The sequence below is a fragment of the Halomonas sp. genome, assembly GCF_052095695.1.
Classification (GTDB): Bacteria; Pseudomonadota; Gammaproteobacteria; order Pseudomonadales; family Halomonadaceae; genus Vreelandella.
In genome coordinates this window covers 1-14,515 of record NZ_JBQDLQ010000034.1, presented here as the reverse complement: position 1 = coordinate 14,515, position 14,515 = coordinate 1, and the positions used below count along the sequence as shown (strand labels likewise).

Here is a 14,515-nt window from a genome sequence, read left to right as displayed (position 1 = left end):
AGCTACTTGAGGTGGGGGCGCAAGTCCCCGCGAACCGCATCAAGTAGTGTAATGAAGTGATAGTCCTGCGTGGTGTCCAGGCTATCCACTCTAACGCTAGTGCTCATGCCCTTATCCATATGCAACTGGTCAAATATTTCTAAGGTCAGCTTACGTGCAGGCTTATCACCGGGCGCCATAATGCCATCTTCAAGAGTGAAGGTTTCCAGCAGGGTGACACGAACGCGAGTGCTGTTACCTTCGCTGAGCACGCGCCGCACAAACAGCCAGCCTTCGCAGGGCAAAGCATGATCGTCGTCACGCTGACGTAAAAACAGTGTGCGGTAGCAGGCACCTTCAATGGATGCCTTTTCAGCCATGCTGCGATAAGCCTGCATCACCTGCTTAGCGGAAGCTCGTGCATCTTCGAGACGCTGCACAATGCCTTGATGCTCACGGCTGAGCTGTTCTTGACGTTGAAAGATTAGCCATTGGCGGTAGTCTGCCATAAGGTGGGATGACGCCATAATCACTCCATGAAAAATTGTTCACGCCAAAAGGCTGGAAAGAGATGCTAAAACAGCAGTTTGGAGTATGCAAAGGGTTAACCTTTACATATTCCGACAGTATCAATTAACGACGAGCACGCCGTTTACGTTCACCACCACCGGCATTGGCACTTTGGCCTTCGGGTTTACGTTTAGCTCGCGGCTGACGCTGGTTACGACGGCCATTTTCGATCGGCTCAGCCTTGATACTAGGATCAGGCTCAAATCCGGGTTCAATATGCTTTGGCAGCGTCTGTTTGATCAGGCGTTCGATGCTGCCCAGCAATGCGTCTTCGTCAACACATACCAATGAAATAGCTTCGCCATTACTGCCAGCGCGCCCCGTACGGCCAATACGGTGGACGTAATCTTCGGCCACGTTAGGCAAGTCAAAATTGACCACGTGAGGCAGCTCGTTAATATCCAGGCCGCGCGCAGCGATATCGGTCGCGACCAGCACCTGCAGGTCGCCGCTCTTAAACGCCGTTAGTGCGCGAGTACGGGCGCCTTGGCTTTTATTGCCATGGATAGCCATAGCAGGAATATCTTGTTTAGAGAGCTGCTCGGCTAGGCGGTTGGCGCCATGCTTGGTACGTGTGAAAACGAGTACTTGGAACCAGCCATTTTGCTGGATTAAATGGGCTAGCAGCTCGCGCTTTTTCTCGCGATCGACGCGATAGATAGCTTGCTCAATTTTTTCGGCAGTGGTATTGCGAGGTGCCACTTCAATCAGCGCAGGGTTGTTCAGAAGCTGCTGAGCAAGCGTTTGGATCTCGTTAGAGAATGTTGCCGAGAAAAGTAAATTTTGGCGTTTTTTAGGCACTAAGCGTAATAGGCGTTTAATGTCGTGAATAAAGCCCATATCGAGCATGCGGTCGGCTTCATCCAGCACTAAAATTTCAACAGCGGACAGGTCAACGTGCCCCTGCTGATGTAAGTCGAGCAGGCGGCCGGGCGTGGCGATGAGCACATCCAAACCAGCTTTGAGCGCATCGATTTGTGGCTGCTGGCCAACGCCACCAAAGATAATGTGTGAGCGCAGCGAAAGATGCTGGCCATAGGTGGAAACACTTTCACCTACTTGAGCGGCAAGCTCGCGTGTCGGTGTTAGCACTAGCGCCCGCACCTGACGTTTTGCGGGACGTTTGCCGTCGTTAAGACGTTGCAGCATAGGAAGTGTAAAACCAGCTGTTTTGCCAGTACCCGTTTGGGCGCTGGCTAGCATGTCACGACCTTCTAATACGACAGGTATAGCCTGTCGTTGAATGGGAGTAGGTTCGGTGTAACCTTGCGCTGTGACAGCGCGTAACAAATCGGCGTGCAGGCCAAGATCAGAAAAGCTCATGCGTTCTCCGCAGCCACCTAGTGAGTCAGTACTGGTAAGTAGTGGGCGCCACTAGATGTAATGTTCAAAAAGCGAGGTTGATTCACCAGCGCGGCAGCGAAGTGTGTCAGATAATTCACTGGGCAGCGATGGTCGTTGGTTAGCCATGTGTGACCGTGACAGGTGACATGAAAGCGACAACGCTGAGAAGCGCTGCGGATTGATGTGCACGGACACATCAGAAAACTTACGTGTCGGTAATAAGCCGAGCAGTGTAACACGGTTATAACTAGGCAGCTTGTTTAGCTGCCTAGTATCCGTGATGACCCGATGTCACAGGTCAGTCGACGTAACCGCCCTGGCGTATCTCTTGGGCGATAAGCTCAGCGGCTTGATCCCAGCTATTGCCTAGGGCGCGAACCAGTGCAGGGTAGCCGTCTTCCTCAAGCTTTGTTTGTGCATAGAAGTTTTCCATTACCAGCAGCTTGCCCTGGCTATCCAGCAACTGCCACTGACCACTCGTCACGGCAAAACCATCGAAGCGGCCTTGGAACTGATCAATATCTAGGCGCAGCGTGAGGGCGTCTGACTGTGAACCTTCGGTACGGACTACTCTGACCGTCGGCAGTGCTTGAGTTAAACGAGCGCGCAGCCCGCGCTCAAGCTGTCTACCCAGGCCCTCAGCCCACTGATGTTTACGCGCGGCGTTCAGCGTAATGTCGTCCAGCTGCATGACGATGCCGTCGACATCTAGGTAATGGGCGAGTCGCGGAGCGCTCAGCCTCAGTGTATTGCTGGGCTGGCCTGATGCAATAACCGCCTGATCGCTCGGCAGCATATAGCGGGCCGGTGGCGAAACGCTACTGGCGCACGCTGACACCAAAAGGCAAATCAGCAGTGCCGGTAGGCACCTCAGCCACGTCAACCTACTTGTCCCTATCAACATATTTGGCTCCTTAGTCGCGTGGTGCGCGCGGAATGGGATCTTGGGTATCTAAATTATCAAACAGAAGTGCTCTTGGGTTATCGCTCAGCGTGCGTGTCAAGGGCTGCAAATCACGCATCAAGCGGTCGAGGCGTTCAATGGCCGTCGTAAGATCCTGATAAGCGGGCGAAGACGGGGACAACCCTTGCAGTGTGGTACGCAGCTCTTCAAGAGTGGCGTTGAGGTTGCCGCCTACGGCTTGGGTTTCAGGGTCGTTAAGCAACTGATTGATAGAGGCACTAACGTCACGAACTTCGTTGAGAACGCTTTCAGACGCTTGCAGATTACGATCCAGGCCGGTTAGCAGGGGTTCTACTTCCAGTGTGTTGAGCTTATCGAGTAAATCGGTCACCTGCGCCTGTATTTGTGCAAAGCCGCCAGCCACTGTTGGGAATACTTTTCGACCAGAGAACTCTTCACTAACATAGCTTTCGTTAAGGTCACGCTGGAAGTTTAAGTCGACAAAAAGCGCGCCGGTCAGAAGGCTGCCGCTTTTTAGCGAAGCGCGCAGGCCGAGTGCAAACATGCGATTAAAGCGTGCTTCCCATTCTTCCAAATCAATATCATTATTCTCAATACCCATGCGCTGAGGCTCAATTCTTATCAGTACAGGAATGGCAAAGCGCGCTCGTGAATCTGGCTGAGGGGCGGTAAAATTCCAAGGCACGGCTGCGACAGTACCCATGCGGACACCGCGAAACTCAACTGGCGCTCCCTTCGAAAGGCCGCGTACGGTTTCGTCTACTAGCAGCACATACTCTAAGTAGCGATTAAACGTGCCTTCTCGTGCGGTGTCTTCATCGGCATATAAAATGAAGTGTGCATCGGCTTCAACCGGCTGCCCCATGGGCAAGTCTTCGGGAACACCAAAAGTCACGCCTCCGCCAAGTAGTGTTTCAATTGACTCAACATTAACGCGCACGCCATCGGCGCCTAAGCGAAAATCCACGCCGCTCGTTGTCCAAAAGCGTGTGCTGTCGGTGACTAGCTGTGTATAGGGTTCTTCGATAAAGACCTTATGTTGCATTGTGCGCGACTCAGGCTCAAAGCTATTTTCCTCGATACGGCCGACGGTATAGCCCTGGTAAGACACAGGGTCGCCAACTCTCAGCGAGTTGCCTAGTTGGCTACTGAGACTAAGACGCAGGCCCGCTTGGCCGGCAGGTGCGACGGGGGGGGTATCACTGACAGGGAATTCGCGGCGCGGCGCTTCATCGGTGCCGGGCTCAAGCTGAATGTAGGCACCTGACAGTACGGTGCCTAGCCCGCTGATGCCTTCACGGCCGATACGTGGTTTGACCACCCAAAAGCGGCTATCTTGGCGTAGCATGTCTTCAACTTCAGGTTGAATGCGTGCGGTCATCACCGCATGTGAAAGGTCGTCGGATAGCCTTACGCTCTGCACGCGGCCAATTTCAACATTGCGGCTGCGAATCAGCGTATTGCCTGCTTCGATGCCCTCAGCGCTGTCCATGGTAAGCGTTACCAGGGTGCCGCGACTGGAATAGTTGTCGTAAACCAGCCACAGGCCAATGGCGATAGCGACAATGGGCACGACCCAAATTGGCGAGAGGCGCGTTTGCCGCGATGTCTTCGCCTTGTTTAAATCCGTGCCGTCGGTTGGCTCGGTACTTTTTTGATCGTTATTTGTCGGTGTTTCATTAGCCATCAACAGGTTCCTTGGTGGCCGTTTTACGGCGTAAAAGAGAGCGGCGAGTTGGGTCAGGCGTATCCCAAATTAAGCGTGGGTCAAATGTCATGGCGGCCAGCATGGTTAATACCACCACCGAGCCAAAAGCAAGTGATGCAGGGCCCGGTGTAATCGACATTAAAGAGCCTGCGCGGATCAAAGCAACTAAAATAGCTACAACAAAGACATCGACCATCGACCAACGGCCAATAAATTCGGTTAGCCGATAAAGCCGAGTCCGGCTTTGGGCATTCAGCGCATTGCTTTGTTTAACGACCAGGCAAAGCCACGTTAACGCACCCAGCTTGCCCATAGGAACAATGACACTGGCAATGAAAATAACCGCGGCTATAGGCCAAGAGCCCATTTGAATAAGCTGGACGACCCCGCCAATAATAGTCGAAGGCGTTGAATTCCCTAAGCTCGTGGTCGTCATTATGGGGTAGATGTTAGCGGGAATATACATTATGGCTGATGCGCCAAGCAGGGCCCAAGTGCGCTGCAAACTATGAGGCAAGCGCTGGTGCAACTTTTCATGGCAGCGGGCACAGTGCCCTCGACCACGTCCTGAAAGTCTGTTGATAAGCCCGCACGTTGGGCAGCCGGTTAACCCTTGGCCAGCGGCGGGCATACCTGTTTGAGTACCGTCGGGAGAGAGCGGCTCACCTTCTAGAGAAAACCACATCCAGTCGGCGTCAATGGATTGTGTGGTCATTAATAATAGCAGCGCAAATGCGCAAAACGCCCAAAATGAAATGCCCAGAGAAACATCGGCTAAGCCAGCTATTTTTATCAGGCTTACCAGGGCGCCAATAATAAATACATCGGCCATCATCCAGGGCGTTAGATGCGATAGTGAGCGCGCAATATCACGGCTAAAGGGTAGGGGGTGGTCGCGCAATAGACCAAACTGAAGCCACAGCACCCCAAGTAAATAAACGACGGGGAGCACGACAATGGTCATGATGACGGCAATAGCGACGACGGGTTGATGAAAGCCAATAAGCGTAGTCGCGGTTTGCGATAGTTCAATGCGGTTGCTAACGCCGCCGACGCTGAAACTAATAAAGGGAAATGACACCGCTAGAATAAGAGCGGTGAGTGCTGCTAAGGCTAATGCCATACTGCGCTGTGCTGGGTAGCGATGGCGTTTAACAAGCACGTGCGAGCAGCGTGGACAGGTGGCTTTTTCACCTGAGCTTAGCGGCGGCAGTGCCGATACCCAGTCGCACTCATGGCAGGCGCGCAGGCGCCGACGCTGAGTTCTAGTCTCAGGCGGCGAAAGGTCAACAAGTGGAGTGTTAACCGGCAACGAGCGGCGTTTAATAAAGCGTTGTGAGGGCAAAAGCCAAAACTCTCAGTGCGTATTCGTAGCAAAGCTACTAGGATGTGGCGCATTAGGCGGTCAAGCACCTGTTTTAGCAATGTTGCTTGGCTAAAATGTCGTCTAAAAAGAGCCAAGAAAAAGCCTTTGATCAGAGCCTCGACGCATGTGTCAATTGCTTCGCGATGGATCATCAACGACGTAACAGTGGATGCGCACTGCCTACTGCATTCCTGCTTTATACAATGTCTGTTTGGGTTTGCGTATCTAAACGTAAAGCCCATGAAATAGTATTTGAACATGATGCTAGGAAATAGCACTTTGTCATAGCACTTTATAGTAGTGCGTTGATAGAAAGCTTAGCCATGTTGCCTGAAAATAGCGCCTAAAACTGCATCTGAAAATTGTGCCTGTCATTATGCCCATAAGGAAATGAAATGTTGCTACCAGTGTTAGCGGTTGTGTTCGGGTTGGCGTTGCTAGTTTGGAGTGCCGAGAAATTTGTTGAAGGCGCCGCGGCAGCGTCGCGCTGGCTTGGGCTTTCACCTCTGCTGATCGGCATGCTGGTTATAGGCTTTGGTACCTCAGCACCTGAAATGATGGTATCGGTGCTGGCTGCGATGCAAGGTAATCCAGGCTTGGCGGTGGGCAATGCCTACGGCTCGAATATCGCCAATATTGGCTTAGTGCTGGGTTCTGTGGCACTTATTGCGCCGCTGGCAGTGCACTCCAGCGTTATTCGCAAAGAAATGCCGCTGCTGATGTTATGTACTCTCGTCACTGGGTGGATGTTGCTAGATGGCATGGTGACACGCTGGGAAGCGCTATGCCTGTTGTTAGCACTGGTTGTATTCATTGTTGTCAGCATCATTCGTTCGCGTAATCAGTCCGACGATGCGCTCGTCGCTGAGGTGACAGAAACCCTTGAAAGCAAGCCCATGTCCCGCGGCAAGTCCATCATGTGGACGCTAGTAGGGCTCGTTTTATTGGTGGCAAGCTCGCGATTGCTAGTGTGGGGTGCGGTTGAAATTGCCGTGCGCTTTGGTGTCAGCGACTTGATTATTGGGTTGACCGTTGTGGCCGTCGGCACGTCTTTGCCAGAGCTTGCATCCTCTATCAGTGCTTTGCTCCGCAAAGAGCACGATATGGTGCTGGGTAACATTGTGGGCTCTAACCTTTTTAATAGCTTGGCAGTGGTCGGGATTGCTGGCTTGATCGCGCCCATTGAAACAGGCCGTGAGGTGTTGGTGCGCGATTGGAGCGTTATGACGTGTATGACGCTACTTATGATCCTCTTTGCGTTTTCGTGGCGGGGGCGCCCGCGTCGAATTAATCGATTGGAAGGCGGTATCTTGCTGGCGCTTTTTGTGGCTTACACCGGGTATATGGTAAGTATTGTGGTGATGTCTAGATAAGGTGGCATTGATAAAACAGAAAAAGGTGGTGCTATTCTGTCCGGTGCGTCAATGCGACCCATCTTGGCTGCGTAGCACCTGTTATATAATGTTTGCCTTAGAGGGCGCTTTAGAAAGGCCATATTAGTAACTAAATAAGCTTAGCGAGTATAGCTAGAAGCCTTTTGTCGACTAAGCTTGTGTTAGCCCATCAACGGGATGCCGATTCAGGTTTTGGGAGATTGACATGGAACTTGATCCACTATTGTTATCACGATTGCAGTTTGCATTTGTGATTTGTTTCCACACTATCTTCCCGGTCTTTACCATCGGCCTCGCTTCCTATATCGCGCTGCTTCAGGGACTTTTTTTCAAAACGCATAATCCTGCCTGGGATCGTTTGGCGCTATTCTGGACGAAAGTCTTTGCTGTCGTTTTCGGCATGGGTGTTGTGTCGGGCATCGTAATGTCGTTTCAGTTCGGTACGAACTGGAGTAATTTCTCGATGGCGGCCTCTAACTTTTTAGGCCCCATGCTCAGTTATGAAGTCGTGACGGCCTTTTTCCTAGAAGCTGCTTTTCTAGGGATATTGCTGTTTGGGCGAGGCAAAGTTCCCCAAGGAGTTCACCTGTTTGCGGCCATCATGGTTGCGGTGGGCACCTTTATATCAGCTTTCTGGATACTGTCAGCCAATAGCTGGATGCATACGCCGGCTGGCGTAGAGTTGATTGACAACCGATTCCACATCACTTCCTGGTCTGAGGCAATTTTTAATCCCTCTTTTCCGTACCGTTTTACCCATATGGCCTTGGCGTCGTTTATTACCGGTGGCTTTGTCGTGGCCGGCGTGAGTGCTTGGTTTTTGGTGCGTGGTCGCGACCCTGAGGCCAATCGTCGTGCGCTATCTATGTGTCTCTGGCTGCTGCTGTTTTTAACTCCAGCGCAAGCAATGGTGGGTGATTTCCACGGTTTAAACACCCTAGAGCATCAGCCTGCTAAAGTCGCCGCTATGGAAGGTCATTGGGAGACTTCCACTAACGTCCCGCTGCTTTTGTTCGCTATTCCTGACCAAGAGGCGCAAGCCAATAATTTTGAACTTGGTATTCCTAACCTGGCCAGTATTATTTTGACGCACTCGCTTGACGGGGCAATACCCGGCCTTAATGAAGTGGCTGTCGAAGAGCAGCCGCCTGTGATTATTGTGTTTTGGGCTTTCCGAGTCATGGTCGGCATTGGGCTATTAATGATTGGTGTATCGCTGATAGGGCTGATGTTGCGTCGCAACGGGCGTATTTATGATCAGCGATTATTTTTAAAGGCTTTAACCGGCATGATCTCCCTGCCTTTTATCGCGGTGCTGGCGGGCTGGATAGTGACAGAGACTGGTCGTGCTCCGTGGTTGGTTTACGGCATGATGACGCATGCAGAGGGCTTAACGCCGTCACTCACCGGCTCCATGGCATTGTTTTCACTGATTGGTTATATCCTGGTATACGCCGTGGTCTTCTATGCAGGGATTTATTATCTCACGCGGGTCGTTCGCAACGGTATGTTGCCGGAAAACGATCGTGAAACGACAGATAAGAATGTCCATCGTCCTATGCGGCCGCTATCTGCTGCGAATACCCCTTTTGACGATGATGTTGACCCGGTGAGGAGCTGAGCATGGAAATGTTTGATCTGACGTTAATCTGGGCCTTCATCATTGGTTTCGGCATCATGATGTATGTGCTGATGGATGGGTTTGATTTAGGGTTGGGGATTCTCTACCCCTTTGCGCCCGATGAAGATGCTCGCGATGTAATGATGAATTCAGTCGCGCCGATATGGGACGGCAATGAAACGTGGCTAGTACTGGGTGGTACTGGCCTGCTAGGCGCATTCCCGTTGGTTTATTCAGCGTTCTTGCCAGCGCTTTATATTGGCGTTTTCTTGATGCTGGCTGGTTTGATATTTCGCGGCATTGCGTTTGAGTTTCGCTTCAAGGCACGGCGTAATCGGCACTGGTGGAACCGTGCTTTTTGCTGGGGATCGGCCATTGCGGCCTTTGCTCAGGGCGCCGTGGTCGGAGCCTATATTCAAGGCTTCCCGGTTGAAGATTTCGTCTATGTTGGCGGTGCATTTGATTGGCTGACGCCTTTTTCTGTGTTGACTGGCCTTGGCTTAATGGCAGGCTATGCATTGCTAGGCGCCACTTGGCTGCTACTGAAGTCTGAAGGCCACGTTCAAGACTGGGCGTATAAAATCACCCCTATGTTACTCGCGCTAGTGCTGTTCGTATTTGCGGTGATTAGCCTTTGGACACCCTTTGTAAATCCACGTGTTTGGGAGCGTTGGTTTGGTAATATTCAGCTAATTTGGATATTTCCGGCGATGGCGCTGGTGTGTTCCTTTATTGTTTATCGCACGGTGCAAAAGCGTCGTGAACTTGCCCCTTTTCTCGCCACGATTGGTATCTACTTTTTTACTTACTTGGGCCTTATTGTCAGCAAATGGCCGGTTATCGTGCCGCCCAATTACACGCTGTGGGATGCCGCATCCGCTCCAGAGTCTCAGCTGTTCCTGCTGGTGGGGGTGGTGTTTGTTATTCCTGTCATCTTGGCTTATACCGCCTGGACGTACTGGGTGTTTCGCGGCAAGGTACGTGTAGGTGAGGGATATCACTGAGCACATGGTAGCGAAAGTGGCAGTCTTAACGCCACGTAGTTGGCTGAAAGAATTGGCTTTAACGCAACGCAACCGCTTGCTCGGTGCGGCGCTTTGCGGAGTGCTGGCGGGTAGCCAAACTATCGTTTTAGTCGTGGGGCTTGCATGGCTTATCGAGCAGTTGGTAGTGCAGGATCGCTCGCCGTTAACACTACTGCCCGTGTTTGGTTTGCTAGCTGGCTGTGTAATGCTGCGAGCACTGTGTCAGTGGTGCTATGAAACGCTGAGCTTGGAAGCCAGTCTGCGTATTCGCCAGCTAGCTAGAGCGCAGCTATTGGACAAGCTTTCTGCATTAGGCCCTGTATGGCTAACTAGTCAGCATAGCGGTTCTCTAGCCAATCAGGTGGTTGAACATATCGATGCCCTGGAAGGCTATTTCGCCCGATTTTACCCCCAACTGCTAATTACCCTCTTTCTACCTCTCATAATATTGATAGTGGTGGGGTGGCTGGATTATTTAGTGGCCATTTTTCTACTCCTTTCAGCGCCGTTAATTCCTCTTTTTATGGCGCTTGTGGGTATGGGGGCTGAGCGCCTTAATCGCGATCAATTTGTCGCCGTATCCCGACTGTCTGCCTATTTTATTGACCGCGTGCGCGGCATGACAACGCTACAGCTATTTGGTCGTACGGGTGTCGTGCAGCAGGATGTTTGGTATGCCACCGATGATTATCGACGCCTGAGTATGCGCACTTTACGCCTTGCCTTTCTCTCTTCAGCGGTACTTGAGTTCTTTGCTTCCGTCGCGATTGCTGTTGTGGCTATGTACGTTGGGTTCGGGCTGCTGGGCTACATTGAATATGGGCCTTCACCATCTTTGACACTGTTTACCGGCCTAGCCGTACTGTTGTTAGCCCCTGAGTTTTTCCAACCCTTGCGAACGCTTTCACAGCATTACCATGACCGTGCAGCGGCTCTTGGCGCCGCTGAAAGTATAGTGAATATATTTAATGTACCTGACATGGTGGGTGCCCACGAACATGCGAGGCCATTATCAGGCGCATTGGCTATCGAACTAACGGCTGCTTGTGCTGCTTATCCCGGGCGTGGCCAGGTAGTTGGGCCTATCGATTTAACGATTCAGCAGGGCGATGTGGTGGTTGTTAGCGGCGCATCGGGAAGCGGAAAGTCGACGCTATTAGCTTTGCTCGCAGGCTTTGTTGCACCGAGTGCGGGTATGGTGCGCTGGCAGAGTGCCCGTTATGCCTGGTTAGACCAGCGGCCATGCTTATTGTACGGCAGCCTAGAAGATAACTTGCGTTTAGCGTCACCAGACGCTTCTCTTGATGAGATGTTGGCTGCGCTGCAGCGTGCAGGCTTGGGCTCTCTCTTCGCTCAGTTGCCTAAAGGCCTGGATACGCTGATTGGCGAGCGTGGAGTGGGCCTGTCAGGGGGGCAGGCACAGCGCTTGGCTCTCGCTCGTGTATACCTCAGTAACGCCCCGCTAGTGTTATTAGATGAACCTACGACGAGTTTGGATGTAGAGACCGAGCAGTTTGTATTGGCAGCATTGCTAGCGCTAGCCAAAGAGGGGCGTACGCTCGTGATTGCCACCCATCATGCGGCGGTGATTGAATCTGCTCAGCGACATTTTGTATTTAAAAACGGCCTGCTGGAAAAGGTGAGCTCATGATGAATATTTATCGTGATTTTCGCCCCTGGTTGCAGCTTTTAATACAGCGGCGTAGGCGCTTTTTAGTCGGCTCTCTTCTCGTTTGGATTACCTTAATGGCTGGGCTGGCGTTGCTGGGGCTCTCCGGTTGGTTTATTACCGCGAGTGCATTAACCGGTATCGCCTTTGCGCTGGGTGTTCCTGCGCGCCTAGACGTTTATGTGCCCGGTGGGGGGATTCGCTTCTTCGCGCTGGTGCGTACCGTTGCCCGTTATGTTGAGAGGCTCTATAACCACAATACGGTACTAACGCTGCTGGCTGATCTGCGTTATCGTGTATTCGGCTATTTAACAGGGTTTGACGATGCCCGCCTACGCGCAGAGCGGGCGAGTGATTGGCTGAGTCGCTTAACAGCTGATATCGACACCTTGGATAATTTTTATTTACGCATTCTGGTGCCCCCTGTCGTGGCGTTGCTTAGCGTATTGGCGGTGTCATTGTTCGTGGCTATATGGTTGCCAAGCGTTGCGTTGCTAATGGCGATAACGCTGAGTTTGCTTTGGCTGATAGTGACATTTTTTGCGGCTACCTGGGGTTTTTCGAAAAGCTATCAGCAGGTCGTTGATCAGCAGCTTCTTCGTCGCTTGACTGTCGATCAGGTGCAGGCCTGCGCGGAGTTAATTAGTTATCAAAGTTCACAATGGCATCGGGCGCTTATTGCCCGTCAGGAGCGGCAGGCATTTAGCAATCAGCGTTCCTTAGGTCGTAGGACAGCTTTGGTCAACTGCCTTGTAGGTGCCGCTAGTGGATTAATGGTGATAGGCGTTTTGTGGCTCGCAAGTGTGGCATTTCATCAGCAGTGGGTGACGGGCCCTATTTTAGTTATGGCGGTGCTAATTGCACTCGGTGCTAATGAGGCGTTTATTGCTTTGCCCGTAAGCTTTATGAAGCTCGGTGCTAGCTACGCCGCAGTGCGCCGGCTAAATAAATTAACGGCTGGTCGCGAGCCAATTGGTTCACCTGTGACGCTACCCGAAGGCATAGGTTTAACCATCACTGCTTATCAGCTTTCCATAACCTATCCGCAATCACTTATCCCGGCGTTAAGCAATATTAGCTTTGAACTGCCCGCTGGAAAGCGTGCCGTGATTACTGGAAGCTCCGGAGCTGGAAAGTCCTCACTGGCCAGCCTGTTGATGGGGCGCCTGAGAGCGACGCAGGGCGACATTATGATTGCCGGCGTGCATGCGTGCCAGCTATCGCCTGCGAGCCGTGCAAGTCAATTGGCTATGCTCACGCAGCAGGTGGATTTATTTGATGCCTCATTAGCAGAAAATTTGCGTATTGCTAGCCCCAGCGCGAGCGATGCAATGCTTCATGAGGTACTAAAGGCTGTTGCTCTGAACGATTGGGTGAGTCAACTTCCTGATGGGCTAGATACAGCGGTAGGCGAAAAAGGGCAGCAGCTTTCCGGCGGGCAGGCACGACGCGTAGCATTGGCGCGCTTGATGCTACGCGACCCTAGCGTGGTCATCCTTGACGAGCCCTTCGCAGGCCTCGACGCACCCACTGCGCAACATGTTGCTCTCTCGTTGGATCTGTGGCTGGTCAATCGAAGCGCTATCTTTTTTATTCATCAGGTTGGCTCGTTGGATCTGCTGCCCCGCGTTGAGTACCACTGGTACCTTGACGCCGGTAAGCTGCTTGAAATGGATGAACGCAGTATATAACACGCGCAATAGTAAGGAGCCCGCAATGCATGATTTTTTACGTGACCTTCCTAAAGTAGAGCTTCATCTGCACATCGAGGGCTCGCTTGAGCCGGAGCTAATGTTTGCTTTTGCGCAGCGCAATGGCATTGATTTACCTTATGCGACAGTGCAGGAGGCTAAAGATGCTTATCTTTTTAGCAACCTGCAGGAGTTCTTGGCTCTCTATTTTCAGGGTATGAACGTGCTCCGCAAAGAGGAGGACTTTTACGATCTGGCCATGGACTATTTTAAGCGTGCGCGAGGCGAGGGCGTTGTCCATATTGATATGCATTTTGACCCTCAGGCACATCTTCAGCGCGGCGTGTCGTTAGAAGTCGTGATGGCTGGACTGTTAAAGGCCAAGCAAGAGGCAGAAGAAGCGCTGGATCTTACGGTAGGTTTGATCATGGCTTTTCTGCGTGATCGTCCTGCAGAGGAGGCGCTTCAAGTGCTTGAGCAAGCAGCGCCTTATTGGAAAATGCTGGATGCCATTGGTTTAGATAGTGCAGAGCACAACAATCCGCCGGCAAAGTTCGCCGATCTTTTTGATCGCGCGAAAGAGTTAGGTCTTGTGCGCGTGGCGCATGCGGGTGAGGAGGGACCGGCTGAGTATATCAATGAGGCATTGGATATTCTCGATGTTCAGCGCATAGACCATGGAGTGCGTTGCTTAGAAAGCGATGAGGTGGTGGCGCGTTTGCGTCGCGAACAGATTGTTCTTACGGTTTGCCCGCTTTCCAATGTCAGTTTGAAAGTGGTTGAAGATCTACGTGATCACCCGCTTCCGAAGCTGCTGGCGGAAGGGCTGAAAGTCACTATCAGTTCAGATGATCCTGCCTACTTTGGTGGCGGTATGCTATCGAATCATATGGCTTGCGCTGAAGCATTCGGTTGGGATGAGTCCGTATTTCGGCAGTTAACCTTTAATGCTATTGATGAAGCCTTCGTTACTAATGATCGACGTGAGGAATTGCGTGCACGCTTAGCAGCCCTGTAGGTTTGTCTCTTTTGAAGCGTTGAGGCATTGGCCGCCGACATAATTGCTGTTGAGTCCAATGCGAGGTTTTTGCTAATAAATATGCGATTCACTGTTGACCCGGGTAGGAAATCGGGTAGTATACGCCCCACGTCAACGGGGCACGGCCTCGGCGAAACGCTCTTTAACAATTTGATCAGGTAATTCATGTGGGCGCTTGCTGATG

General features: G+C 51.9%; 11 protein-coding genes. 6 read left to right on the top strand and 5 right to left on the bottom strand.

Going from position 1 to position 14,515, the window contains the following annotated elements; genetic code table 11:
- Positions 1–2: 2 nt before the first annotated feature.
- The 5 genes from ACTH5D_RS08815 to ACTH5D_RS08795 form a co-directional block, all read right to left on the bottom strand.
- Positions 3–506: a hypothetical protein gene (locus ACTH5D_RS08815; RefSeq protein WP_441670305.1), complete on the bottom strand. Its 504-nt coding sequence runs from the start codon at positions 504–506 to the stop codon at positions 3–5.
- 106 nt (positions 507–612) lie between these two features.
- On the bottom strand, positions 613–1,872 hold the full coding sequence (locus ACTH5D_RS08810) for a DEAD/DEAH box helicase (RefSeq protein ID WP_441670303.1): 1,260 nt from the start codon (positions 1,870–1,872) through the stop codon (positions 613–615).
- Between the two features lie 319 nt (positions 1,873–2,191).
- Entirely contained in the window at positions 2,192–2,797 is a 606-nt protein-coding gene (locus tag ACTH5D_RS08805; RefSeq protein ID WP_441670301.1) for a PqiC family protein, read from the bottom strand.
- Between the two features lie 10 nt (positions 2,798–2,807).
- On the bottom strand, positions 2,808–4,505 hold the full coding sequence (gene pqiB, locus ACTH5D_RS08800; RefSeq protein ID WP_441670299.1) for an intermembrane transport protein PqiB: 1,698 nt from the start codon (positions 4,503–4,505) through the stop codon (positions 2,808–2,810).
- Entirely contained in the window at positions 4,498–5,871 is a 1,374-nt protein-coding gene (locus tag ACTH5D_RS08795) for a PqiA/YebS family transporter subunit (protein WP_441670297.1), read from the bottom strand. Before ACTH5D_RS08795 ends, pqiB begins: the two co-directional genes overlap by 8 nt.
- A 416-nt stretch (positions 5,872–6,287) precedes the next feature.
- Between ACTH5D_RS08795 and ACTH5D_RS08790 the strand changes: the two genes are divergently transcribed.
- From ACTH5D_RS08790 to ACTH5D_RS08765, 6 genes are all read left to right on the top strand, one after another.
- Positions 6,288–7,265, top strand: a complete 978-nt coding sequence (locus ACTH5D_RS08790; RefSeq protein ID WP_441670295.1) for a calcium/sodium antiporter — start codon at positions 6,288–6,290, stop codon at positions 7,263–7,265.
- Positions 7,266–7,491: 226 nt separating this feature from the next.
- Positions 7,492–8,907, top strand: coding sequence for a cytochrome ubiquinol oxidase subunit I (locus ACTH5D_RS08785; protein WP_441670293.1), 1,416 nt, complete (start codon positions 7,492–7,494; stop codon positions 8,905–8,907).
- Between the two features lie 2 nt (positions 8,908–8,909).
- Positions 8,910–9,911 carry a cytochrome d ubiquinol oxidase subunit II gene (gene cydB / locus ACTH5D_RS08780; RefSeq protein WP_441670291.1) on the top strand — a complete coding sequence of 334 codons (1,002 nt, stop codon included), beginning with the start codon at positions 8,910–8,912 and terminating at the stop codon, positions 9,909–9,911.
- Between the two features lie 4 nt (positions 9,912–9,915).
- Positions 9,916–11,583 carry a thiol reductant ABC exporter subunit CydD gene (gene cydD, locus ACTH5D_RS08775; protein ID WP_441670341.1) on the top strand — a complete coding sequence of 556 codons (1,668 nt, stop codon included), beginning with the start codon at positions 9,916–9,918 and terminating at the stop codon, positions 11,581–11,583.
- The gene (gene cydC, locus ACTH5D_RS08770; protein ID WP_441670289.1) at positions 11,580–13,292 is read left to right on the top strand and encodes a thiol reductant ABC exporter subunit CydC; all 1,713 of its coding nucleotides are present in this window, start codon (positions 11,580–11,582) and stop codon (positions 13,290–13,292) included. Before cydD ends, cydC begins: the two co-directional genes overlap by 4 nt.
- A 25-nt stretch (positions 13,293–13,317) precedes the next feature.
- Entirely contained in the window at positions 13,318–14,310 is a 993-nt protein-coding gene (locus tag ACTH5D_RS08765; protein ID WP_441670287.1) for an adenosine deaminase, read from the top strand.
- Positions 14,311–14,515: the final 205 nt, after the last annotated feature.